The sequence below is a fragment of the Salinicola lusitanus genome, from assembly GCF_038648475.1.
Lineage (GTDB): Bacteria > Pseudomonadota > Gammaproteobacteria > Pseudomonadales > Halomonadaceae > Salinicola > Salinicola lusitanus.
The window spans coordinates 4407547-4431148 of sequence record NZ_CP151919.1; the positions used below are offsets into that span (position 1 = coordinate 4407547).

Annotated in this window: 17 protein-coding genes; 8 read left to right on the top strand and 9 right to left on the bottom strand. The window is 64.8% G+C overall.

Annotated elements, in window-relative coordinates:
• Nucleotides 1–27: 27 nt before the first annotated feature.
• The 5 genes from AAGT95_RS19880 to AAGT95_RS19900 all read right to left on the bottom strand — a co-directional run bounded on the left by AAGT95_RS19880 (nucleotide 28) and on the right by AAGT95_RS19900 (nucleotide 6807).
• The gene (locus AAGT95_RS19880) at nucleotides 28–708 is read right to left on the bottom strand and encodes a sarcosine oxidase subunit gamma (protein ID WP_342594897.1); all 681 of its coding nucleotides are present in this window, start codon (nucleotides 706–708) and stop codon (nucleotides 28–30) included.
• A complete protein-coding gene (locus tag AAGT95_RS19885) occupies nucleotides 701–3754 on the bottom strand; it encodes a sarcosine oxidase subunit alpha family protein (RefSeq protein WP_342594898.1) in 3054 nt (1017 codons plus the stop codon). The genes AAGT95_RS19880 and AAGT95_RS19885 overlap by 8 nt, the downstream gene beginning before the upstream one ends.
• A complete protein-coding gene (locus tag AAGT95_RS19890) occupies nucleotides 3751–4140 on the bottom strand; it encodes a sarcosine oxidase subunit delta (RefSeq protein ID WP_342594899.1) in 390 nt (129 codons plus the stop codon). Before AAGT95_RS19890 ends, AAGT95_RS19885 begins: the two co-directional genes overlap by 4 nt.
• Nucleotides 4141–4306: 166 nt before the next feature.
• Nucleotides 4307–5557: a sarcosine oxidase subunit beta family protein gene (locus AAGT95_RS19895; RefSeq protein ID WP_342594900.1), complete on the bottom strand. Its 1251-nt coding sequence runs from the start codon at nucleotides 5555–5557 to the stop codon at nucleotides 4307–4309.
• A gap of 212 nt (nucleotides 5558–5769) precedes the next feature.
• A complete protein-coding gene (locus tag AAGT95_RS19900) occupies nucleotides 5770–6807 on the bottom strand; it encodes a substrate-binding domain-containing protein (RefSeq protein ID WP_342594901.1) in 1038 nt (345 codons plus the stop codon).
• Between the two features lie 153 nt (nucleotides 6808–6960).
• Between AAGT95_RS19900 and AAGT95_RS19905 the strand changes: the two genes are divergently transcribed.
• The 5 genes from AAGT95_RS19905 to AAGT95_RS19925 all read left to right on the top strand — a co-directional run bounded on the left by AAGT95_RS19905 (nucleotide 6961) and on the right by AAGT95_RS19925 (nucleotide 13043).
• The gene (locus tag AAGT95_RS19905; protein ID WP_342594902.1) at nucleotides 6961–7947 is read left to right on the top strand and encodes a substrate-binding domain-containing protein; all 987 of its coding nucleotides are present in this window, start codon (nucleotides 6961–6963) and stop codon (nucleotides 7945–7947) included.
• 72 nt (nucleotides 7948–8019) lie between these two features.
• Complete coding sequence (locus tag AAGT95_RS19910; protein ID WP_110598397.1) at nucleotides 8020–9510, top strand: sugar ABC transporter ATP-binding protein; 1491 nt, start codon at nucleotides 8020–8022, stop codon at nucleotides 9508–9510.
• Nucleotides 9503–10495 (top strand): ABC transporter permease, encoded by a 993-nt coding sequence (locus tag AAGT95_RS19915; RefSeq protein WP_342594903.1) that lies wholly within the window; start codon nucleotides 9503–9505, stop codon nucleotides 10493–10495. The genes AAGT95_RS19910 and AAGT95_RS19915 overlap by 8 nt, the downstream gene beginning before the upstream one ends.
• Nucleotides 10492–11475, top strand: coding sequence for an ABC transporter permease (locus tag AAGT95_RS19920; RefSeq protein WP_342594904.1), 984 nt, complete (start codon nucleotides 10492–10494; stop codon nucleotides 11473–11475). The genes AAGT95_RS19915 and AAGT95_RS19920 overlap by 4 nt, the downstream gene beginning before the upstream one ends.
• Before the next feature lie 11 nt (nucleotides 11476–11486).
• On the top strand, nucleotides 11487–13043 hold the full coding sequence (locus AAGT95_RS19925) for an FGGY family pentulose kinase (protein WP_342594905.1): 1557 nt from the start codon (nucleotides 11487–11489) through the stop codon (nucleotides 13041–13043).
• 35 nt (nucleotides 13044–13078) lie between these two features.
• On the opposite strand, the gene AAGT95_RS19930 is transcribed toward AAGT95_RS19925, so the two are convergent.
• The 3 genes from AAGT95_RS19930 to AAGT95_RS19940 form a co-directional block, all read right to left on the bottom strand.
• Entirely contained in the window at nucleotides 13079–13669 is a 591-nt protein-coding gene (locus AAGT95_RS19930) for a DNA-3-methyladenine glycosylase I (protein ID WP_110598962.1), read from the bottom strand.
• A gap of 154 nt (nucleotides 13670–13823) precedes the next feature.
• A complete protein-coding gene (gene fdhA, locus AAGT95_RS19935) occupies nucleotides 13824–15017 on the bottom strand; it encodes a formaldehyde dehydrogenase, glutathione-independent (RefSeq protein WP_110598401.1) in 1194 nt (397 codons plus the stop codon).
• 260 nt (nucleotides 15018–15277) lie between these two features.
• Complete coding sequence (locus AAGT95_RS19940) at nucleotides 15278–16378, bottom strand: FAD-binding oxidoreductase (protein ID WP_425356037.1); 1101 nt, start codon at nucleotides 16376–16378, stop codon at nucleotides 15278–15280.
• 439 nt (nucleotides 16379–16817) lie between these two features.
• Between AAGT95_RS19940 and AAGT95_RS19945 the strand changes: the two genes are divergently transcribed.
• Nucleotides 16818–18107: an aromatic ring-hydroxylating dioxygenase subunit alpha gene (locus AAGT95_RS19945; RefSeq protein ID WP_342594907.1), complete on the top strand. Its 1290-nt coding sequence runs from the start codon at nucleotides 16818–16820 to the stop codon at nucleotides 18105–18107.
• A gap of 110 nt (nucleotides 18108–18217) precedes the next feature.
• Here AAGT95_RS19945 and AAGT95_RS19950 read toward each other — a convergent pair whose 3' ends face one another.
• Nucleotides 18218–20335 carry a TonB-dependent siderophore receptor gene (locus tag AAGT95_RS19950; protein WP_342594908.1) on the bottom strand — a complete coding sequence of 706 codons (2118 nt, stop codon included), beginning with the start codon at nucleotides 20333–20335 and terminating at the stop codon, nucleotides 18218–18220.
• Nucleotides 20336–20677: 342 nt separating this feature from the next.
• Here AAGT95_RS19950 and AAGT95_RS19955 point away from each other — a divergent pair, with 342 nt between their 5' ends.
• Both AAGT95_RS19955 and fhuB read left to right on the top strand, forming a co-directional pair.
• Nucleotides 20678–21604, top strand: a complete 927-nt coding sequence (locus tag AAGT95_RS19955; RefSeq protein ID WP_342594909.1) for an ABC transporter substrate-binding protein — start codon at nucleotides 20678–20680, stop codon at nucleotides 21602–21604.
• Nucleotides 21601–23598, top strand: a complete 1998-nt coding sequence (gene fhuB, locus AAGT95_RS19960; protein ID WP_342594910.1) for a Fe(3+)-hydroxamate ABC transporter permease FhuB — start codon at nucleotides 21601–21603, stop codon at nucleotides 23596–23598. The genes AAGT95_RS19955 and fhuB overlap by 4 nt, the downstream gene beginning before the upstream one ends.
• The last annotated feature ends 4 nt before the right edge of the window (nucleotides 23599–23602 follow it).

Here is a 23602-nt window from a genome sequence, read left to right on the forward strand (position 1 = left end):
CCCCGCCATGGCGGGGGCTATCGATGATCAGGGCGACGCGGATGCCACGCGCAGCCCGTACTCGCGCCCGGCATCCCGCAGCCAGCGCACGCAGTAGTCGGCGAAGCTGCGCCGTATCACCAGCTCGAAGCGTTCTTCGCTGGGACGCCGCAGCACCACGCTGGTCTTGGCGAAGACGGTGCCTACCGCCTTGCCCACCGGCAGCCCATGCTCGTGGACATCGTAGGTGACCGACTTCATCAGCAGCTCACGCGCCTTCTCGCCGGAGAGCTCCAGCAGGGTCTGGCCGCCGCCGACGTTGACGATGGCGAAGTGGGCATCCCCCAGCCGCGCACGCAGCCGATTCTCCAGCTCGAACTCCTCGCCGGCGGGCACGATCACCAGCCACTCGTCCGGCGAGACCCACTGCACCGAACGGCTACCCTCGGCGTCGAGCACCAGCCCCAGCGGCTTGCCCGGCAGGCTCACGCCGAGTTCGGCGCGCACCGCCTCGTCGAGGGTGATGGCCCCACCGCGCAGTACCAGATGACCGAGGAATGGCCGTTCGACCACCCGGATCTGCTCGGCGGCGCCCCCCTCCTCGGTGACGTGCCCCTGCACTCGGCTCCACTGCAGCGGCGATTCGGGGATGACGCCGGCGTCGGCGCCCGGATGCGTGTCGAAAGTGGCAGCGTTGCCGACACTGGCTTCGGAATGGGCTTCAGACATTCTGGCGCTCTCCCTTGGGATCGATGAAGACGGTACTCACGACTTCGGCCTGGTGGACAGTGCCGTCGGACATCGGCAGATAGACGGTCTCGCCCATCCGGTTGCGTCCGCCCTTGAGCACCGCCAGCGCGAAGCCGCTCTCCAGTACCGGGCTGTAATAGCTCGAGGTGACGTGGCCCATCATGGTCATGGGAATCTTCTGCTCGGGGTCGAGCACGATCTGCGCCCCCTCCTCGAGGACCACCTTGGGGTCCTTGGGCTTGAGCCCCACCAGCTGCTTGCGATCCTCGCGGGCGGTGTCCGGACGCGTCAGCGCGCGCTGGCCGATCCACGAGAACGGTTTGTCGTAACCCACCGCCCAGTGCATGCCCAGATCCTCCGGGGTCACCGAGCCGTCGGTGTCCTGACCGGCGATGATCAGCCCCTTCTCGGCACGCAGCACGTGCATGGTCTCGGTGCCGTAGGGCGTGAGGTCGTACTTCTCGCCGTGGGCGAAGAGCGCCTTCCACACGTGCATGGCGTAGTTGGCCTGGACGTTGATCTCGAACGCCAGCTCGCCAGTGAAGGAGATACGGAACACCCGCGCGGGGACGCCGGCGACCTTGCCCTCCTTCCAGTCCATGAACTTGAACTGCTCACGGTCGAGGTCGATATCGGTCACTTCCGACATCAGCTTGCGCGCGTCCGGACCGGTCACGGTCATGGTCGCCCAGTGGTCGGTGACCGAATTGAAGTAGACCTGCAGTTCCGGCCATTCGGTCTGGTGCCACAGCTCCAGCCACTCCAGCACGCCGGCGGCGCCGCCAGTGGTGGTGGTCATCAGGAAGTGATTTTCGGCCAGGCAGCTGGTAGTCCCATCGTCCATCAGCATGCCGTCGTCTTTGCACATCAGCCCGTAGCGCACGCGCCCCGGTGCCAGCTTGGCCCACTTGTTGGTGTAGACCCGGCCCAGGAACTCACGCGCATCCGGCCCCTGGATGTCGATCTTGCCCAGGGTCGAGGCGTCGAGGATACCCACGCCGCGGCGCACCGCGAGGCACTCGCGCGCCACCGCTTCATGCATCGTCTCCAGACGATCTTGACCGTCGGCGCGGCGTTTCTGTGGAAAATACCAGGGGCGCTTCCACTGGCCGACATCCTCGAACTCGGCGCCGTGCTCCACGTGCCACTGGTGCAGCGCGGTATAGCGCTCGGGATCGAACAGATCGCGACAGTGGCGGCCGACGATGGCACCGAAGCTGACCGGGGTGTAGTTGGGACGGAAGACCGTGGTTCCCACCTCGGGAATCGAGCGATTGAGACAGCGCGCGGCGATCGCCATGCCGTTGATGTTACCCAGCTTGCCCTGGTCGGTGCCGAAGCCCAGCGCGGTGTAGCGCTTGACGTGCTCGATCGACTCGAAGCCCTCGCGGGTCGCCAGCTCCACGGCGGCTGCGGTGACATCGTTCTGCAGATCGACGAACTGCTTGGGCGCGCGCAGCGGCGGCTTCTCGTGGGGGATCTGATAGAGCGCGCTGGTCGGCGACTCCTGGCGCACCGCGACGTCGGGTACGGCGATCGCCGCGGCCTCCTCGAAGCCCGCCGCTCGGGCCGCCTCGGCACCCACATCCGCGCCGTCGGTGAGCGTCTCGCCAAGGGCATAGACGCCATGGACGCCGCCGGCAAAATGCATGCCCTTGACCTCGCCGGGCACGAAGCCGAGCAGGTCGTCGCGCCACTGCGGGCGCTTGCCGGTGTGCGAGGCCAGGTGGACCACCGGGCTGTAGCCGCCGGAGCTGGCGATGGTATCGCACTCGAGCGTCTCGACCTTGCCGGTCACCACGAAGCGCTCGGTGTCGATCGCCACCACCTTGGCACCGCTGACGCGCTGGCTGCCGGTGGCCTCCATCACGGCGCTACCGGTGATGACGCGGATACCGGCGTCGCGGGCCTGCTTGACCAGATCGCCGTCCGGCTTGGCCCGCGAGTCGACCACCGCGACCACCTCACGGCCGGCCTCTTGCCAGTCCAGCGCCGCGCGGTAGGCGTGGTCGTTGTTGGTGGAGAGCACCAGCCGCTGCCCCGGCACCACCCCATAGCGGCGGATATAGACAGAGACCGCCCCCGCCACCAGATTGCCGGGCACATCGTTGTTGGCATAGACCAGCGGGCGCTCGTGGCTGCCGCTGGCCAGTACCACGCGGCCGGCGCGCACTCGGTGCAGCCGTGCGCGCACTTCACCCTCGCGACCGGCACCCGCGGCGGTATCGGCGAGGTGCTCGGTCCGCCGCTCGTGCAGGGTGACGAAGTTGTGGTCGTGATAGCCGTTGGCGGTGGTCCGCGGCAGCAGTGTGACGTTATCCAGGCCGGCGAGCTCGGCCACCACCTGTTCGGCCCAGGCGCTGGCAGGAGCGCCGTCGATGGATTCACGGCTATCGAGCAGCGAACCGCCCATCTCCTCCTGCTCGTCGCACAGGATCACCCGCGCACCGGCACGCGCGGCGGAGAGCGCGGCGGAAAGCCCGGCGGGGCCGGCGCCGATCACCAGCACGTCGCAGTGCTGATTGAAATGATCGTAGATATCCGGGTCGGCTTCGGTGGGCGCGCGGCCGAGACCGGCGCCCTTGCGGATGAACTTCTCGTAGGTCATCCACATCGAGGCCGGGGCCATGAACGTCTTGTAGTAGAAGCCCGGCGGCATGAAGCTGCCACCCAGTTTGCCGACCCAGCCCATCACGTCGCGCTGCACGCTGGGCCAACCGTTGGTGCCCCGCGCCACCAGGCCGTCATACAGCGCCTGCTGGGTGGCACGCACGTTGGGCACCTGGGCGGCCTCGCTGGCGCCGAGCTGAACGATGGCGTTGGGCTCTTCCGGCCCGGCGGCGGCGATTCCGCGCGGACGCGAATACTTGAAGCTGCGGTTGACGACATCCACCCCATTGGCCAGCAGCGCGGAAGCCAGGGTGTCCCCGGCGAAGCCCATGTATTGCTGGCCGTTGAAGGTGAACGACAGCCGCCGCGAGCGGTCGATGCGCCCGCCCTGATTGAGACGATTGGACTGGGTCATGACGGCGTCTCCTCGTTGAGCCGGCTATTCTCGGGACGCGCGCCCACGGTCTGCCAGCCGCCGTCGGCGGTCTGCACGCCCTGCTCGCGGCGCACCTCGGCGTTGGCGGCGGTGATGCTCGGCTGCTCGCCCATGCGATAGGTCTCGAGAATCTCGTAGCTCGCGGTGTCGCGAGTGATATTGAAGAACTTGCGACAGCCCAGCCGGTGCACCCACATCTCGTGGTGGATGCCGCGCGGGTTGTCACGGAAGAACAGGTAGTCCCCCCACTCCTCGTCGCTCACGCTGGCGGGATCGGCCGGACGAACAAGGTGTGCCTGACCGCTGGGATGGAACTCCTCTTCCTCGCGGTACTCCTGGCAGTAGGGACAGAAGATATGAAACATGTTGTTTACTCCGATTTGGACTTGTTACGAGCAGTCCCTGTACAAATTGCCGAGCGAGATGAAGCGCAAGGCACACGGCACGCAGGACAAGAGACATAACGCGGGATTAGGCGAATGTCCGAGTACCGCGTAACGCAGCGATTCGCTCGCGCAGGCATTCGTACCCTCAGTGCGCCACGCCGGCGGCGCCATGCTCATCGATCAAGGCGCCGGTATGGAACCGGTCGATGGAGAACGGCGCCGCGATGGGGTGCATTTCCCCTTTAGCCAGACTGGCTGCGAAAACGTGTCCGGAGCCGGGGGTGGCCTTGAAGCCGCCGGTGCCCCAGCCGCAGTTGAAATAGAGTCCCTTGACCTGGGTCTTGGACAGGATCGGGCAGGCGTCGGGGCAGGTATCGACGATGCCGCCCCACTGCCGGTTCATGCGCACCCGCGAGAACATCGGGAACATCTCGACGATCGCCTGCAGGGTGTGCTCGATGGTGGGGAAGCTGCCGCGCTGCCCGTAACCGAGATAGCCGTCGATCCCCGCGCCGATCACCAGATCGCCCTTGTCGGACTGGCTGACGTAGCCGTGCACGTGGTTGGACATGGTGACGGTGTTGAGAATCGGCTTGAGCGGCTCGGAGACCAGCGCCTGCAACGGATGCGACTCCAGCGGCAGCTTGAGCCCGGCCATCTTGGCCAGCACGCCCGAGTTGCCCGCGGCTACGCAGCCGACCGTGTGCGCTTCGATATCGCCGCGGTTGGTATGCACACCGTAGACCTGGCCATCGCGGATCTTGAAGCCGGTCACCTCGGTGTTCTGCAGCAGATCGACACCCAGGGCATCGGCGCCGCGGGCAAAGCCCCAGGCCACGGCGTCATGACGCGCGACCCCGGCACTCTTCTGCCACGAGGCGCCCATGATCGGGTAACGCGCGCTCTTGGAGATGTCCAGCGCCGGCTCGATCTCCTTGATCTGCTCGGGCGTCACCACCTCGCTGTCGATGCCGTTGAGGCGGTTGGCATTGACCCGGCGCTGCACGTCACGCATGTCCTGCAGGGTGTGCGCCAGGTTGAGCACGCCGCGCTGCGAGAACATCACGTTGTAGTTGAGATCCTGGGACAGCCCCTTCCACAGATCGAGAGAGTGGTTGTAGAGCTGCGCCGCCTCGTCCCACAGATAGTTGGAGCGCACGATGGTGGTGTTGCGCGCGGTATTGCCGCCGCCCAGCCAGCCCTTCTCGATCACCGCCACATTGGTGACGCCGAACTCCTTGGCCAGATAGTAGGCCGTCGCCAGACCGTGGCCGCCACCGCCGACGATGATCACGTCGTAGCGCTTCTTGGGGGTGGGGTTACGCCAGTGGCGCTGCCAGTTCTCGTGATGACTGAGCGCGTGCTTGACCAGGCTGAAACCGGAATAACGTTGCATGGGGACCCTCTCTACGTCGCTCGTCGCCGTGGCGACACGCGGTCGGCGTGCGGTGATTTTCCGCGATGGTATCGTCCACCTAGGGGGGCATGATGCGCTGCGACGTCACGATTGGGCGTGTTTGCGACATGACATTGCGATTCACGACAGAGCCCACCCCTCTCGCTCGAGAGGACGACCGACCGACGTGACGTAGAGAGAAGAAATAGCGGCTATCCGGCGACCCGGGCTTGCGCAGGGTCGCCGACGATCTCCGGCATGACCTCCAGGCGGCTCGCCGGATCCTCGGGCGGAACGTCGATCCAGTCGAAGAGACGCGCGATCATCGTGGGAACGTCCTGACGCATCATGATCAGGCGCGGATGGAAGGCAGCCGCCAGCGGGTCCCAGTCGAAGCAGCCCATGATGATGTCGTTCACGTCATGCCCCCCCAGGCGCAGCCAGCGGACGATACCTTCCAGCGAGATCGTGGAATTGACGAACATCGCGGCGGGCAACCGGCCCTCACGAACGACGTAAGCCTCGAGCGCTGCCTGGGCCTTCTCGGCGGCATAATCGCAGGGGACGATATCCGCCGGCTCCATGGCCAGACCGCGCCTCTCACGGGCCTGGCGAAAGCCTTCGATACGCTCTCGGGTGTTGTGGTCCTCGGCTCGCCCCCCGATGAACAGCACCCGCGCCGCGTCGGCTCGCCGCGCCTCGAGCCGGTCGAGCAGCGCATCCGTCAGCCGGCGCGCACCCTCGCGATTGGCGGAGATGACCGACGGCGCGGTCGTGCCGGGCAGGTCGAGGTTGAGGCTGGCGATCCCCGCAGCACCGCACATTTCGGCGATGGCGTCCGGGTCCGTTGCTCCGGTACAGATCAGATGTTCGACGCGGTAGGCCAACATCATCCTGGCCGCCTCGCGCTCCTGCGCCGGATCGCGATTGGTGCAGGAGACGATGGTGAAAATACCCCGCCGGCGCGCCTCCGCCTCGAATACCTGGGCAATCGAACTGAAATAGCGGTTGTCGTAGAGCGGCAGGATCATGCCGAGAATGCCGGAGCGATCGCGGCGCAGCGCCCGCGCCTGCATGTTGGTCGAGTATCCCTCGCGCTCGGCCAGCTCGAGGATTCGCTTGGCCAGCTTGCGGCTGATCCGACGCCGCTGCCACGTACCGTTCAAGACGGCGCTGACGGTACTCGGCGAGGAGTTCGCCAGCTTGGCGAGATCGTAGATCGTCAGCTTTCTGGATTGCTCGCTCGACACTTGGGCCCTCCCCTTCGGTAGATCAAAAGTCGCATTGACCCGGACGATGCAGAAACGAATAGTTGCACAACCGATTGCGCATTCATAACCGACTTTGGTCAAGACCCCTCGACCGGGCTGCGCTATCGGACCACCAACGACGGGGAACCGATCATGAAACGCAACTTCTATCTCGCCGCGACCGTTATCGCGGGCGTCATCGGCAGTGCCGGCGTGGCGCAGGCTCAAGACAAACCCACCATTGCGGTCGTGGCCAAGGTCGGCGGGATTCCCTGGTTCAACGCCATGGAGCAAGGCATCGAGGAGATGGGCGATGAGCTCGGCGTCGATGCCTACATGATCGGCCCCACCAGCGCCGACCCCGCGCTGCAGGTGCGCGCGGTGGAGGATCTCATCGCTCGTGGCGTGGATGTCATCGGTGTGGTCCCCAATGATCGCGAAGTGCTGGAGCCGGTGCTCAAGAAGGCCCGCGACCAGGGCATCATCGTCCTCACGCATGAAAGTCCCGACTCCGAGAACATCGACTACGACTTCGAGATGATCTCCGCCCAGCAGTTGGGTGAAGAGCACGCCAAGCTGCTCGCCGACACCACCGGCTGCGAAGGTTCCTATGCCGTCTACGTCGGCGGACTCAACGTGCCGGCCCACAACGCCTGGGCCGATGCCGCCATTCAATGGCTCGATCAGAACTGCCCGGACATGAAGCAGGCCGCCGATCGCTTCGGTGTCGCCGAGAGCGTCGACGACAGCCGCAATACCACCCTGGATCTGATCCGCGCCCACCCTGACCTGGCCGGCATCATGTCCTTCGGCAGCCAGGGCACCATCGGTGCGGCACGAGCCGTCAAGGAGCGGGGCCTGGCCGGAGACATCAAGGTCATGGGCCTGTTCTCCCCCGGGCAGGGGCGCCGCCTGGTCCACGAGGGCGTCATTACCGGCGGTTTCCAGTGGAGCCCGCTGGAAGCCGGCAAGGCCTTCGTCGCGCTGGGCGACAGACTCTACGAAGGTGGCGAGATCGCCGATGGCGACGACCTGCCGGTACTGGGCAAGGTCCGCCTCGACGGTCATACCCTGTTCGCCTCCAAGCCGCTGGAGCTGAACGAGGAGACGGTCGATCAACTGGCCGAACTCGGCCTTTGAAGCGCTTCGACCGTCATCGCCGCGCGATACCCGCGCGGCCTTCCTTCATCTTGCCTTCCGGGAGAGACAGCGATGGATGACATCGCACTACGGGCGGAGCGCGTCAGCAAGGTATTCGGCCAGAGCCGGGTACTCGATGACGTCTCCTTCGAGCTTCGTCGTGGCGAGGTACTCTGCCTCGCCGGCGAGAACGGCTGCGGCAAGAGCACGTTGATCAAGATACTCAACGGCGTCTACACACCGGAAGCGGGGGCGACCTTCTCGTTCGGCAATGCCACCGCCGTGAGCCGTATCACCCCTCACGACGCTCGCGCGCTCGGGATCCACGTCATCTGGCAGGATCTGGCCCTGTTCCCGCACCTGAGCGTTGCCGAGAACATCGTCTTCGACGATTACGTGGCCAGCCCTTTTCGACCGCTCTCCCGCCGAGCCGCTCGCAGCGAGGCGCGTGGGGTGATCGAACGACTCGGAGTCCCCCTCGACCCCGATGCCCGGGTCGAGGATCTCTCCATCGCGCGACGTCAGTTGGTGGCGATCTGCCGGGTCCTGCGCGCCGGGGCTCGAATCGTGTTCATGGACGAGCCCACGGCTTCGCTGACCCGCAACGAAGTACAGACCCTGCTGGAAATCACCCGCTCGCTCTCGGCTCAGGGAATCTCCATCGTCTTCGTCAGTCACCGGCTGTCGGAGGTGCTGGCGGTCTGTCAGCGAGTGACCGTGCTGCGCAACGGCGCCCTGGTCGGGACCTATTCCACCGAGGGCATGACCCAGACCCGGCTGTCGCAATTGATGACCGGCCGCGAGCTGACACTCACTCCGCGCCAAGCCGCCTGCGCGGGCGAGCCGGTACTCGAACTGCGCAATCTGAGCCGCACCGGCGAGTTCGAGGAGGTTTCGCTGACGCTGCATCGCGGCGAGATACTGGGTCTCACCGGGCTGCTGGGTGCGGGACGGACAGAGCTGGCCCACGTTCTGTTCGGCATGAATCGCCCCACCGGCGGCGAGCTACTCAAGAACGGCAAGCCGCTGACGCTGCGCTCCAATCGGGACGCGATCCGCAACGGCATCGCCTACGTCTCCGAGGACCGCCTGCATCTGGGACTGGTCCAGAATCAGTCGATCAACATGAATACCGCCGTGACGGTACTGGACGAACTGGAGAAGCCACGGGGCTTCCTCTCCCCGCGACGTCTTCGCGAGCTGACCGCCGAGTGGATCCAGCGTCTCGGCACCAAGGTCAGCGACGCCGAACTCGCGGTCTCCTCCCTCTCCGGGGGCAACCAGCAGCGGATCGTGCTGGCCAAGTGGCTGGCGACCAAGCCTGACGTGCTGATTCTCGACTGCCCCACGGTGGGCGTCGATGTCGGCGCCAAGGCGGGCATCTTCGAGATCATTCGCCAACTGGCCGACGAGGGCATGTCGATCATCCTCATCTCGGACGAGGCCGGCGAAATCTGGATGAATTCGGACCGCGTCGTGGTCCTCAAGGCGGGCCGAGTCAGCCGCGAGCTCACGCCTAATGCCACCACCGAGGCATCCCTCGAGGAGATCATCAATGCGTAGACTGCACCTCGGCACCGAGGGCGTGCTGGCCGCGATCATCGTCGCGCTCTGTCTCATCCTGGGTGTGACCACGGATACCTTTCTGACGACGCAGAATCTGTTCGACCTGCTCAACAACCAGTCCGTGAACATGATCTTCGCCGTCGGGCTGGTGGTGGTGCTCATCGCCGGCGGCATCGACATCTCGTTCGCGGTGGCGGCCTCGGTGGTGCAGTACGTGGTCATGACGCTACTGCTGGATCACCTGGGCGGCGGCAACTGGATGCTTGGCATCCTCCTGTCGATGGCCGTGGGTAGTCTGCTCGGCCTGGTCAACGCCTTCCTGATTCACCGTTTCCGTATCGTCTCGATCATCGTCACCATCGGCACCTTCAACCTCTACTTCGGCCTGCTGATGGTCTTCACCGGCGGCGTGTCGATCTACGACGTCCCCGACTGGCTCTACTATTCGGTCCCGCTGATCGACCTGCCCGCCTCGCGAGGCAGCGCGACGCTCTATCTCCCCGTGGCGGTGATGGTGGTGATGAGCCTTGCCACCGGATTCATCCTCACCCGGACCGGATTCGGCCGGGCCATCTACGGCTTCGGCTCCAGCCCGGAAGCGGCCAGGCGCTCCGGGGTGCGGGTGGGAATGATCCACGCCTTCGCCTACGGTTGGCTGGGTCTCTGCGCCGGCGTCGCCGGGCTGATGCAGGCCCACATCGTGCAGGAAGTGGTCCCCAACGCGCTGATCGGCCAGGAGCTGCCGATTCTCGCGGCCGTGGTCCTCGGCGGTGCGACGCTCGGTGGCGGACGCGGCTCGGTGACCGGGGCGCTGCTGGGCGTGCTGCTGCTGGCCGTGGTGCAGAACGGGCTCAATCTCCTTGGCGTGACACCTTATGCCTTCCGCATGATCGTCGGCTTCATCATTCTCGCCGCGATCACCTGCAGCAACCTCGACAAGCTGCTGCCCCGTCGCCCGATTTCCCAGGAGGCACGCTCATGAGTTCCGTATCAGCCCCCCGTCACGCCCTCCGTTTCGGCGCCGACACGCTCGAGATCGGGATCATGGCGCTGCTGCTCGTGGCGAGCGTCTCATTCTTCGCCCTGATGGCGCCGGGCTTTCTGAGTGCGGTCAATGTGCGCTCGATGGCCGTGCAACTTCCGGAGCTCGGTCTGCTCTCCCTGGCCATGCTCGTGCCGATCATCTCCGGCGGTCTCAACCTCGCGGTGACCTTCACCGCCAATATCGCGGGGCTGACCACCGCCTGGCTGGTGCAGAATGCCCTCGGCGACGCTGGCGTGCTCGGCATGGTCGCGGGTATCGGCGCCGGTCTCGCCGTCGGCAGTGCAGCCGGCTTGCTGATCGGCGTCATTGTCGCGCGGGTTGGCGCCCATCCGATTCTGGTCTCGCTGGGCGCGATGATCTTCCTCCAGGGGCTGGGTGAGTTCCTGACCCGTGGCGGCGGCATCTCCGGCATGCCGGCCGGTTTTCAGTGGCTCGGCAGCGGCACCCTGATCGGTATCCCCATCCCGATGCTGATCTTCCTGCTGACCGCCGGCGGGCTCGCCTACTTCATGCAGTTCACGCGCACCGGGTTCTCGATCCACATGATCGGTTCCAACCTGCGTGCCACCGAGTACTCGGGTATCGACGTGCGCCGCGTGCTGATCGTGCTCTACACCCTCTCCGGGTTGCTGGCCGCGATCGCCGGCATGGTGATGCTGGCACGGTTCAACTCCGTCCGCGTGGGCCATGGCGAGAGCTACCTGCTGATCACGGTACTGGCCTGTTTCCTCGCCGGTGCCAATCCGTTCGGCGGCTTCGGGCGCGTGCTGCCACTGGTGCTCGGGTTGATGAGCCTCCAGGTGATCGCCTCGGGCATGAACCTGATGGGCGCCAGCCAGCATCTCGCCACCGCCGTCTGGGGCGCGTTCCTGATCGTCGTGATGACGCTGCGCATGCCCTTTCTCAAACGCTCATGAACAGGTCAACCATGTCCCATACCGTTTATTCACTGGGCGTCGACATCGGCACCGGCAGCGCCCGCGTCGGGGTCTTCGATGATCGCGGCGAACTGCTGGGCGAGGCGAAGGCACCGATCGCCATTCATCGTCCTCTCGAACACCATGTCGAGCAGAGCACCACCGATATCTGGCGAGCCGTCTGCGACGCCACCCGCCGCGCGGTCCAGCAGGCGGACATCGAGCCGGCCCAGGTCAAGGGCATGTCGGTCAGCGCGACCTGTTCACTGGCGCTGCTCGACCGTCAGCATGAGCCGTTGACGCTATCGCCGGGCGACGAGTCCTGGAACATCATCGTCTGGATGGATCATCGGGCGACGGCCGAGGCGTCGATCTGTACCGCGACCCAGGCTGCACCACTGGCCAATCTCGGCGGAGTGATGTCGCCGGAGATGCAGATGCCCAAGCTGATGTGGCTCAAGCGCAACCGACCGGAACTCTACGACAACATCGGTTACGCCGGTGACCTCGGCGACTGGCTGGGCTATCACTGCACCGGCATCGATCGCCGTTCGGTCTGCACGCTGGCCTGCAAATGGACCTTCGATCCGCGCCCGAACCGCGGCTGGGATCGGGAATTCCTCGCCCAGATCGACATGACGGACGTCCTCGAGCGCGCGGCGCTGCCCGATCGCGCCGCCGCCGTGGGCGAACCGCTGGGGCGACTGAGCGAGAAGGCCGCGGCCGAGCTCGGCCTCACCACCGACTGTCTGTTTGCCGTGGGCATGATCGACGCCTATGCCGGCGCCATGGGCACGCTGGGGCGCAGCCTCGACGCGCACTCGGCGCATCGGCTGGCGGTGATTGCCGGCACCTCGACCTGTCATATCGGTGCCCAGCCGGAACGTCGCGAGGTCCCCGGCGTCTGGGGCCCCTATCCGGGTGCCCTGTGCGACGGATTCGTCGCCAACGAGGGGGGCCAGAGCCTGACCGGCGCCCTGCTGGACCATATCGTCGACCTGTTCAGCGCGGGTAGCGAGTTTGGCGACGATCCCCACGGCGCCCTCTCGGAACTGCTGCTGGAACGACTTGCAACAGGCGATCCGGCACCGGACCTTCACGTTCGCCCGGACTTCATAGGCAATCGTTCACCGCTGGCTGACCCCGACATTCGTGGCGCCATCGTCGGCCTCACGCTGGAATCCCCCACGGAGACCTTCATCAAGGTGTACTGGGCCGCCGCGACGGCACTGGTCTACGGAACGCGGGCGATCATCGAGCGCATGAACGCCAACGGTTACGCCATCGACACGCTCCACCTCAGCGGCGGCCACAACCGCTCCCCCCTGCTGCGCAAGCTCTACGCCGATGGCACCGGCTGCCGCGTGATGCTGTCGGAGGCACCGGAGCCCGTGCTGCTGGGGGTCGCCGTGGCCGCCATGGCGCCGTGGCGCGATGGCGATCTGCTGGCCGTGGCCCGTGCACTCGCGCCTGGCGAGGGCGTACTCGAGCCCGACCCGGCAGCGCGTGACATGCATGAGAAGCGCTATGCCGCGTTTCGCGAGCTGTTCGATGGACGCCTGGACTGAGCCTGCCGCGAGGCAGCCCGGTCCGGTGGCGGCGATCAGCCCATCGCCGCCACCGGCTTGCGGCGATGGCAATCGTCGGCGTGGTCGTTGACCATGCCGACGGCCTGCATCCAGGCATAGACGATGACCGGACCGACGAACTTGAACCCACGCTTCTTGAGCGCCTTGGAAATCTCCAGGGATAGCGGCGTCTGGGTGGGGACCGGCCCATCGCGCTCGAAGTCCCGCTGGATCGGCCGGCCGCCGACCATGCCCCACAGGAACTCGGAGAAATCCTCGCCGTTGTCCTGCATGGCGAGGTAGGCCCGGGCATTGCCGAGGGTCGCCTCGATCTTGGATCGGGAACGGATGATGCCGGCGTTGCCCATCAGACGCTCGATGTCATGCTCGTCATAGTCGGCGATTCTGACGGGATCGAAGCCCTCGAAGGCCTCGCGGAAGGCGTCACGCTTCTTGAGGATGGTCAGCCAGGAGAGTCCCGCCTGGAATCCATCGAGGATCAACTTTTCCCACAGCGCGCGGCTGTCGTACTCCGGTACGCCCCACTCCTCGTCGTGGTACTCGGCATTCAGTGGATGCGTCTGCGCCCAGGCGCAGCGCGGCAGATTCGGGGTCGGCTCTGTCATCATCGGTCTCGGTCGGGTTCCTGTCGGACGATCGGAATGACTCGATTCTGCTGCCTTTCGCTGGCCCAGCCAACGAAAAAGAGCCGGCGATGCCCCAAGGCATCGCCGGCTCTTCTGACAGCGCCCCGGAACCGGCGCTACTCGTGGCTCGTGGCTATTTGAGCGTCCCATGCGGATCGATGACGAATTTCTTCGCCGCGCCGCCATCGAAGTCGGCGTACCCTTGGGGCGCCTCGTCGAGCGAGATGGTCTGCACGTTCACCGCCTTGCCGATCTGTACCCTGTCGTGAAGGATCGCCTGCATCAACTGGCGCTGATAGCGCATGGCCGGTGTCTGACCGGTGTGGAACGACATCGCCTTGGCCCAGCCGAGACCGAACTTCATCGAGATATTGCCGTGCTTGGCGTCTTCGCTCTCGGCGCCCGGATCTTCGGTGACGTAGAGCCCTGGAATGCCGACCCGACCACCGGCCTGGGTGATCTCCATGGTGGCGTTGAGCACGGTGGCCGGCTGCTCATGAGAATGGTTGTGGCCATGGCAGTTGGCCTCGAATCCCACCGCATCGACCGCCGCATCGACCTCCGGCACGCCGAGGACCGATTCGATCAGCTCCGACATGCTGGCATCCTGCTTCAGGTCGAGCCCGACGCAGCCGAAGCTGCGCGCCTGATCAAGACGCTTGTCGTTCATGTCGCCGACGATGACACAGGCCGCACCCAGCAGTTGAGCGGAGACGGCGGCGGCCAGCCCTACCGGACCCGCACCGGCGATATAGACCGTCGACCCGGGCTGGACACCGGCGGTCACGCAGCCGTGGAAGCCGGTGGGGAAGATGTCCGAGAGCATGGTGAGATCGAGGATCTTTTCCATCGCCTGCTCCTTGTCGGGAAAGACGAGCAGTTGGAAGTCGGCATAGGGCACCATCACGTACTCGGCCTGACCGCCGACCCAACCGCCCATATCGACATAGCCGTAGGCACCACCGGCGCGGTCACCGTTGACGTGCAGGCAGATATGGGTATCGCCGCGCTTGCAGTTGCGACAGCGGCCGCAGGCCACGTTGAACGGCACCGAGACGATGTCGCCCTTCTTGATGAACTCGACATCGCGGCCGCACTCGATCACCTCGCCGGTGATCTCGTGGCCGAGCACCAGCCCTTCCGGCGCGGTGGTTCGGCCACGCACCATGTGCTGGTCGCTGCCGCAGATGTTGGTGGTCAATATCTTGAGAATGACGCCGTGGTGACACTGGCGGCTGCCGAGCGCCAGTTCGGGGAAGGGAATACTCTCGACGGCGACCTTGCCGGCACCGCGAAAGACGACGCCTCGGTTGGCGGATGAAGACATGGCGTGGACTCCTGGGTCTGATCTCGGAATGCCTTGTGTCGTGCCGCTCTGGCGACGACATCGCATGAAGGCGCGAGACCAGACTAGGAGTTACATCGACGTCGAAACGGTCTCTTCACGCCATCGAATGACGCCGCGACGACAGTCGTCAGGTCCAAAGGTCTAACACTTGCAGCGCTTTGCTCGTGGCTCGTGGCTCGTGGCTCGTGGCTCGTGGCTCGTGGCTCGTGGCTCGTGGCTCGTGGCTCGTGGCTCGTGGCTCAGAAATCGATGACGACTTTTCCCCGCGGCTTCGAACAGCACGACAGGATGAAACCTTCCGCTTCGTCCTCCTCGGTAATGCCGCCGTTGTGCTCCATCTCGACTTCGCCTTCCAGCTTCATGACCCGGCAAGTGCCGCAGATTCCCATCCCGCAGGCCTTGGGAATGTGCAATCCAAGCTTGGCGGCAGCCGAGTGAATGGTGTCGTTTTCACTGACGCGGATACTCTTGCCACTGCCGGTGAATTCCACTGGTATCAGCGTCGCCGTATCGACTTCCTCGGCATCGGCCTCGGCCTGCTCGGCGAGTTCCAGCACATCCTCCTGAACGCTCAACGGCGTCGCGCCGAAGGACTCCTGGTGGTAGCTCGACATGTCGAAGCCATCTTCCTGCAGCACCTGGCGCACCGCCTTCATGAAGGGCGCCGGCCCGCAACAGAACACTTCCCTTTCGAGATAGTCCGGCGCCATCAGCGTCAGCATCTGCCTCGTCAGATAGCCTCGAAAACCGGACCAGGCCTGGCTGAGCTCGTCGCTGCGCTCGCAGACGATATGCAGGCGGAACTCCGGCAGCCGCGAGAACATGTGGACCAGTTCACGGTGGTAGATGATGTCGTTGGGCGCCTGGGCACAGTGGATGAACTCGAGATCCACGGCAGCATTGGTATCGAAGAACCAGCGCGTCATCGACATCAGCGGCGTGATGCCGACACCGCCGGAGAGCATCAGCACTTTCTCCGCCGGATGATCGATGACGTTGAAATCGCCGACCGGCCCGTGAACCACCATCGGGTCACCGATCTTGAGATTGTCGTGCAACCAGTTGGAGACCTGCCCCCCTGGCAGCCGCTTGACGGTGATCGAGAAGCTGTAGGGGATCGAGGGGGAACTGGAGATCGTGTAGGAACGCATTACCGGCTGGCCGGCGATCTCAAGCTCCAGCGTGACGAACTGTCCCGGCTTGAAGAAGAACATCACCGGCTGGTCGGCCATAAAACAGAACGTTCGCACGTTCCAGGTTTCCTGAATCACCTTGACGCACCGTACCTGATGTCGGCCGTTGGTCCAGGTTTGGGTATTGACCGGATTGAAGAATTCCATCGTCACCGCACTCGATCGGGGAAATGGCCAGGGCGAGAATGCCAATCCGCTCAGCCGCTTCCGGTGAATTACCGTTCTCAGCGGATTCTGCGCACGCCGACGCGGACCGACTTGCCTATCAACGACACGGGCATGTCAACCACCCCCAGCCACCGGTAAAACGGCGCTGCCGGTACGAAAAATGACGCCCTGTGACAGCCGCGCGACGTCATCGCCGACCCGGTGTCAACGTGTGACGCCCCGGTGAGCAATTGTGGTCGGCGGTCGGCCTGGCATCGACGAGTGTCGCGGCTGGACAATTTCATCACCAGCACCTGAGCGACACTCGCCGAAAGTCAGACCGACAGCTTAAAATCGACACCACAATAGCCACTCCACCCGGTCGTTCCCGCGGTCATGTTCGGGAAGACCCACACCTGTTATCGATGAGGATGCGACCATGTCACCACTTCCACGCGACAGTCTGGAGGGTTCACTTGCCGAGACTCGCGCCGCCGTGGCGGAAATGCTGGACCAGCGTGACCCGACGTTCTCGCTGCCCCAGCCGTTCTACAACGACTCGCGACTGTTCGCGCTGGACATGGAGGAAGTGTTCGAGAAGCAGTGGCTGTTCGCCGGCATGAGCTGCGAGATCCCCGCCAAGGGCAACTTCTTCAAGATCGAGATCGGCAGCAACTCGATCATCGTGGTGCGTGGTGCCGAGAATCGCATCCAGGCGTTTCACAATGTCTGCCGCCACCGCGGATCCCGGTTGTGTCTCAAGGACAAGGGCAAGGTCGCCAAGCTGGTCTGCCCCTACCACCAGTGGACCTACGAGCTCGACGGCCGGCTGCTGTTCGCCGGCAGCGACATGGGCGCCGATTTCGACATGAGCGCCTACGGTCTCAAGCCCGTGGCAGTGAAGAGCGCCGGCGGCTTCGTGTTCGTCAACCTGAGCGAGGACCCGGAGCCGATCGACGACTTCCTGGTATCTCTGGAACACTACCTGTCGCCCTACGACATGGACAACGTCAAGGTCGCGGTGGAGTCCAACATCGTCGAACGCGCCAACTGGAAGCTGGTGCTCGAGAACAATCGCGAGTGCTACCACTGCAACGGCGCCCATCCCGAACTGCTCAACTCGCTGATCGAGTTCGACGATACCGACGACCCCCGTTCCACCGGCGAGTACCGTGACCTGGTCGCCCGCAAGCAGGCCGACTGGACCGCCTGCGAGGTACCGTGGCAGTTGGCCCGGTTCGGCAAGCGCAATCGCCTCACCCGCACGCCGCTGATCGACGGCATCGTCTCGATGACCATGGATGGCAAGCCAGGCTGCAACAAGCTGATGGGCCATATACCCAATGCGGACATGGGCTCGCTGCGTATCCTGCACCTGCCCAATTCGTGGAACCACTTCATGGGCGATCACGCGGTGGTGTTCCGGGTGCTGCCACTCGGCCCGCAGGAGACCCTGGTCACCACCAAGTGGCTGGTGCACAAGGATGCCGTGGAAGGCGTCGACTACGACCCCGAACGTCTCCGCCAGGTCTGGGACGCCACCAATGATCAGGACCGCCGCCTGGCCGAGGAGAACCAGCTCGGGATCAATTCACGCGCCTATCAGCCAGGCCCCTACTCCAAGACCTACGAGTTCGGCGTGATCGACTTCGTCAACTGGTACAGCGAGACGCTGCGGGCCAATCTCGGCGTCGAGGCATCGCCTCAGTTGCAGGTCGCCTCGCAGTAGTCGAGGCACCACTGGACAGCGCGCAATCCACGCTTTCCGGGTCATCCACCCATGAAAAAGGCGCCTCCCCTGGGAGGCGCCTTTTTGCTGATAGCCATGATATCCGCGAACTAGAACTCCACCGTCGCCGACAGCTTGAACGTCCGCGGCTCACCCTGGATCAGATAGCCGGCAAAGGCCGTGGAAGCGCCGGCCCAGTAATCCTCGTCGGTGACGTTGTCGATACCGGCACGCCAAATCCAGTCCGCGCCACCGATCGGCATGGTGTAGCGCATGCCAAGGTCAAGTCGCGTCCACGGGTCCAATTCGAGATTGTTCGCGGTATCGGCATACTGCGAACCGGTATGAATGACACGCCCCGTCGCAGTGAGGCGATCGACATGTGGCACATCCCACTCGCTGCCCAGCACGAAGCGATACTCGGGCACGCCTGTCGCATCATTACCCTCGGTGCCGTCCTGGGTCTTGGTCAGTTCGGCATCGATCCAGGTAGCGCTGCTGAACAGGCGCAGACCATCGAGGGGTTCGCCGTAAAGGCTGAGCTCGAGGCCTCGGTTGCGCTGCTCGTTATCGAGATTGCCGACACCATCGACCACGGCTGCCGTCGGTAGCTTGATCTGAAACAGACTGATGCCGCCGCCCACGTTGCCATAATCGAACTTGGTCCCCACTTCATACTGCTTGGCGTGGGCGATGCCCAGATACTCGCCATAGTTCGAGGCCGTGGTATCGGTGACGGTGCCCCCATCCTGCAGCGCTTCGACATAGTTGGCGTAGAGCGAAATATTGGGATTCGCCTTGAATACGACGCCCACCGCCGGAGTGACTCGGCGGTCGGCATAACGATTGTTATCGCCATCGTTGGGACGCTCGTCGACTTCCAGCTCCTGATAGCGGGCGCCCAGGGTCAGCAGTACCCGATCATTCAGGAAACCGAGCGTATCGCTCAAGGTGACACCTTGAGACCGGGTTCGCGTCACGCTGCCTCCCACAAAAGGGTCGCCTTCTGGTCGCGACAGATCCTGGGGATCGTAAATATTGGTCGTGCCCGCCGCCAGGAAGCTCCAGTCCGTATCGAACTTGCGGTAAGCGCTGGAGTAGCCAAGGGTCACATCGTGGCTCACCGGGCCGGTGAGGACATAACCGCGGACACCCGCCTGACTGGCGAAGTTATCGATGTGGTTGCCGGTCTCGAAATCGTTGACGCTGGCGTTGCCGTTGTCATCGGTCAATCTCGGGTTCGCCGAGACGATATTCTCGATGGTGCGGTTCCCGCCGAGCGCCGCAAAAGCGGTCCAATCATTGTTCAGGTCGTACTCCCCTCGCACCATACCGAAATTGGTCTCGAGCTCGGAGCCCCCGAAGGCGGGCGTGTAGTTCGAGGAGGCGTCCGGCACCGAGGGCACTTCCGTCGCCGCCCCGGTGTAGAGACTCGAGCGAGCACCCTCCAGCGTCGATTTCTGGTGACCGACATCGAACAGCACGCGTCCACGCTCGCCACGATAGTCGAGGCCGACGACGACCGAGGTGTCGCGCTGGCTCTCGTCATCGATGGCGGTATCGCCGCGGCCACGGACCGCACTGACCCGCGCGCCCCACTGTTTCTGGTCACCGAAGCGCCGGCTCGCATCGACACCAACCTCACCGTAGCTGTCGGAACGATAGCCGCTGGAGAGCTTTAGCATCGGCTCATTATCCGCGTGCTTGGGCTCGATATTGACGGTGCCGCCGATGCCTCCGTTGCCTCCGATGGGAATACCGGAGGTGAAGGCGCTGGCCCCCTTGAACACCTCTATCCGTTCGGCAATGTCGCTGTTGATGAGCTGGCGTGGCAGCACGCCGTAGAGGCCACCGTAGGCCACATCGTCGCCGGTCAGATTGAAGCCGCGGATCTTGAACGCTTCACCGTAGATGCCGTAACCCTGCCCCACGCTGACAGAAGCGTCGTTCTGCAGCGTATCGCCCAGGGTCTGCGACTGCTGATTCTCGATCAATTCGCTGGTGTAGCTGGTCACGCTGAAGGGGATGTCCATCGCATCCTTTTCACCCAGCAGGCCGACACGTCCACCCGCGGCGATCTGGCCACCGGCAAAAGCCGGCGGGGGCGTATCGCCATAGGTCGGCGCAGTACTCGTCACCGTTACCGTATTCAATGCCTGCGTATCGCCATTGCTCTGAGCCCAGGCAGGTGACGCCAGTGGTACAGCGCTGATGGTCACGAATGTCATCAGGCGATAGGCCTGGCGACAATTTCCCGATGATGAGTTCCCTGATGTCATGTTGTTGAACCTGTTTTGGCCTGACGACAGAAGCAGTGGACCGAGAGCCGGTGGGACGCGCGTCGGTCTGAGGAAAAGAGATATTCCGCGGCATTCTATACGCACATCGACAAAATGAAAATGAGAACGCTTCTTATGTGTACAAGAATCTCGAATCGTCAAGCCCCGCTCTTTATTGATAACGATTGTCATTCGATCTACCATCACCGCCCGTAGCCGCATCATCCGGCGCCGCGTTGCTGTCCGAATGAGCGCCGTGCCACTTGTTCCCGTCGCCAGGAAACCGTCACTTTGCCGCGTGTTCGCTCTTTTCCCGCTCTCCTCGCACTTGCGGTTGCCGTGCTGCTGGGGATGAGCACCGCGCCGGCGGACGCCGATTCGAAGCCGCCGCGAATCGCGGCCGCCAACTGGACCGTCGTCGAGACCCTCGTCGCCCTGGGCGTCGAACCCTACGCGGTATCGGACATCCCCAACTACAACGCCTGGGTCAAGGCGCCAGCGATCCCCGATTCGACGCTGGACATGGGTCTGCGCAACGAGCCCAACCTCGAGCTGCTGGCCCAGGATCCCCCCGACCTGCTGCTGACGAGCGCCCTGTTCTCCCGCGACAACGCCCGTCTGGAGCGTCTGATGCCGGTGAGGATGATCGACAACTTCTACACCGATCGGCCCTATTACGAGGCGACGCTGGCGATGACTCGCGAGATCGCGAGACTGACCGGCCGGCAGCCGCAGGCCGAGGCCCTGATCGCCGAAACCGATGCCGTTCTCGCACACGCCGCTCGGGCCCTGCGAGGAGCGAAGACACCCCTCTACCTGGTGCAGTTCAGCGATGCTCAGCACGTCCGCGTATTCGGCCAGGGCAATATGGTGGGCACGCTGTTCTCCCGCACCGGCCTCACCAATGCCTGGACCGGCCCGACCAATGCCTGGGGCTATGCCAGCATCCCGATCGATCGCCTCGCGGAGAGGCCAGAGGCGCGCATCGTCGTCATCAAGCCCTATCCCCGCGGCGTCGAAGAGGCCCTGGGCGACAATCAGATCTGGCAGCACCTGCCGGCGGTCCGCGCGGGGCGGGTGAGCTTCATCGACCCCGTCTGGCCTTACGGGGGCCTGATTTCGCTGCAGCGCTTGGCCCGTTCGCTGGTCGATGTCGCCACCCAGCCCCCCACCGCCGATACGTCTACCGTCTCTTCCGTCGAGGATCAGGCGCCGTGACGCTTCGCAGGCGCTCCCCCGCCTGGTTCGCCCTCGCCCTGCTGCTGCTGGCGGTCGGCCTGGCAGCTGCGACCCTGCATACCCGGTTCGGTGATCTTTCCGGGTTCTGGTGGCAATCCATCGTTGCCCCCGACGATGACCAGATCCGTCAGATCGTGATGCATTACACCTTCGTGCCGAGGCTGCTGGTCGCGCTGCTGGGCGGAGCGGCCCTGGCCCTGGCGGGTTGCCTGATGCAGCAGGTGTTGCGCAATCCACTGGCCTCGCCGGCGACGCTCGGCGTCACCAGCGGTGCGCAGCTGGCGCTGGTCGTCGCGACGCTGTGGGCGCCGAGCTGGATGCTGGCCGGGAGGGAGTGGATCGCTCTGGCCGGCGGCATCGTGGCGATGCTGCTGGTCTTCGCGCTCTCCTGGAAGCGACGCCTGGCGCCGATGGTGGTGGTGCTCTCCGGGATGGTGGTCGGCCTCTATTTCAGCGCGATCAACAGTGCACTGCTGCTGTTTCACCAGGAGAGCCTGTCGGGGCTGTTCATCTGGGGATCGGGAGCACTGGCCCAGGATAGCTGGCACGACACCCGTTTCCTGCTGCTGCGCCTGGGTATCGTGGTGGTGGTGGCACTGCTGCTGCTGCGGCCGCTGGCACTGCTCGATCTCGAAGAAGAGGGCGCCAAGAGTCTGGGGATCTCGCTGCGCAAGCTGCGCATCGCCGGCCTGGGCCTGGGGATATTCATGACCGCCTGCGTGGTCAGCGCCATCGGCCTGATCGGTTTCATCGGCCTCGCATCGCCGGCCATCGCAAGGCTCTCCGGCGCCCGCACGCTACCCCAACGGCTCGTCTGGTCGATGATTCTGGGGGCTCTTCTGCTCGCGGTGACGGATCTCGCCGTTCAACAGCTGTCTCCGTTCACTGCTTCGTTACTGCCGACCGGCGCCATGACGGCGGCGCTGGGTGCCCCACTGCTGCTGTGGCTGTTGCCGCGCCTGCGGGTCGGTGGATCACGGCCGACGCCCAGCACGGGGCTGACCATGCCACGCCTGGCACGGCCACACCTCCGCCTGTGGGCGCTGGCGGGCTTGACGGTCGCTGCCTGCGCGCTGGCGCTGCTTGTCGGCTTCATGCTCGACAGCCACACCCTCTATCCCAGCGTGGCAGGCACGGGTGACCTGTCGCTCATCGTCGACTGGCGGTTGCCGCGAGTGGCCACGGCCGCGGCGGCGGGGCTGATGCTGGCCATCGCCGGCACCCTGCTGCAGCGGATGACCGGCAACCCCATGGCCAGTCCCGAGGTCCTCGGCATCAGTGCCGGCGTCGCGATCGGCGTGATCGCGCTGATGCTGCTGCCGCTCGGCATCGCGCCACTGAGCGGTTCGGTCATGGGCTTCAGCGGGGCCACGGTAGCGCTACTGGTCCTGATCGTCTGCAACCGCCGCAGTGGCTTCGCACCGGAGCGGCTACTGCTGACCGGCATCGCCATCTCGTCGCTGCTGGACGCCATGCGCGCCATCGTGCTGGCCAGCGAGGATCCCAGGGCGCAACAGTTGCTCTCGTGGCTGGGTGGGTCGACCTACTATGCCAGCCTGACTTCGAGCGGCTGGATCGTGGCCATCGCCCTTCTCCTGCTGGCGCTGACGCTACCTCTGCAGCGCTGGCTGACGCTGCTGCCGTTGGGCGCGCCCACCGCCAAGGCGCTCGGCGTCGACGTGGATCGCAGCCGACTGGTGCTGTTGGCATTGGTCGCCCTGCTCACCGTCGCCGCGACCCTGGTCATCGGGCCACTCTCCTTCGTCGGCCTGATGGCCCCGCACATGGCGCGCCTGATGGGATTCCACGGCGCCAGGCATCAGATGCTCGGCGCCGGTCTGCTGGGGATGCTGGTCATGGTGACCGCCGATTGGTTGGGCAGGAATCTGTTTTTCCCCTATCAACTGCCGGCGGGCCTGATCGCCGCGTTGATCGGCGGCGTCTACTTCATGTGGGGATTGCGGCGGCTCTGAAGCG

Coding starts and splice junctions, on each gene's coding strand:
- AAGT95_RS19880 (WP_342594897.1), bottom strand. CDS start 708: ATGTCTGAAGCCCATTCCGAAGCCAGTGTCGGCAACGCTGCCACTTTC.
- AAGT95_RS19885 (WP_342594898.1), bottom strand. CDS start 3,754: ATGACCCAGTCCAATCGTCTCAATCAGGGCGGGCGCATCGACCGCTCG.
- AAGT95_RS19890 (WP_342594899.1), bottom strand. CDS start 4,140: ATGTTTCATATCTTCTGTCCCTACTGCCAGGAGTACCGCGAGGAAGAG.
- AAGT95_RS19895 (WP_342594900.1), bottom strand. CDS start 5,557: ATGCAACGTTATTCCGGTTTCAGCCTGGTCAAGCACGCGCTCAGTCAT.
- AAGT95_RS19905 (WP_342594902.1), top strand. CDS start 6,961: ATGAAACGCAACTTCTATCTCGCCGCGACCGTTATCGCGGGCGTCATC.
- AAGT95_RS19910 (WP_110598397.1), top strand. CDS start 8,020: ATGGATGACATCGCACTACGGGCGGAGCGCGTCAGCAAGGTATTCGGC.
- AAGT95_RS19915 (WP_342594903.1), top strand. CDS start 9,503: ATGCGTAGACTGCACCTCGGCACCGAGGGCGTGCTGGCCGCGATCATC.
- AAGT95_RS19920 (WP_342594904.1), top strand. CDS start 10,492: ATGAGTTCCGTATCAGCCCCCCGTCACGCCCTCCGTTTCGGCGCCGAC.
- AAGT95_RS19925 (WP_342594905.1), top strand. CDS start 11,487: ATGTCCCATACCGTTTATTCACTGGGCGTCGACATCGGCACCGGCAGC.
- AAGT95_RS19930 (WP_110598962.1), bottom strand. CDS start 13,669: ATGACAGAGCCGACCCCGAATCTGCCGCGCTGCGCCTGGGCGCAGACG.
- fdhA (WP_110598401.1), bottom strand. CDS start 15,017: ATGTCTTCATCCGCCAACCGAGGCGTCGTCTTTCGCGGTGCCGGCAAG.
- AAGT95_RS19940 (WP_425356037.1), bottom strand. CDS start 16,378: ATGGAATTCTTCAATCCGGTCAATACCCAAACCTGGACCAACGGCCGA.
- AAGT95_RS19945 (WP_342594907.1), top strand. CDS start 16,818: ATGTCACCACTTCCACGCGACAGTCTGGAGGGTTCACTTGCCGAGACT.
- AAGT95_RS19950 (WP_342594908.1), bottom strand. CDS start 20,335: ATGACATTCGTGACCATCAGCGCTGTACCACTGGCGTCACCTGCCTGG.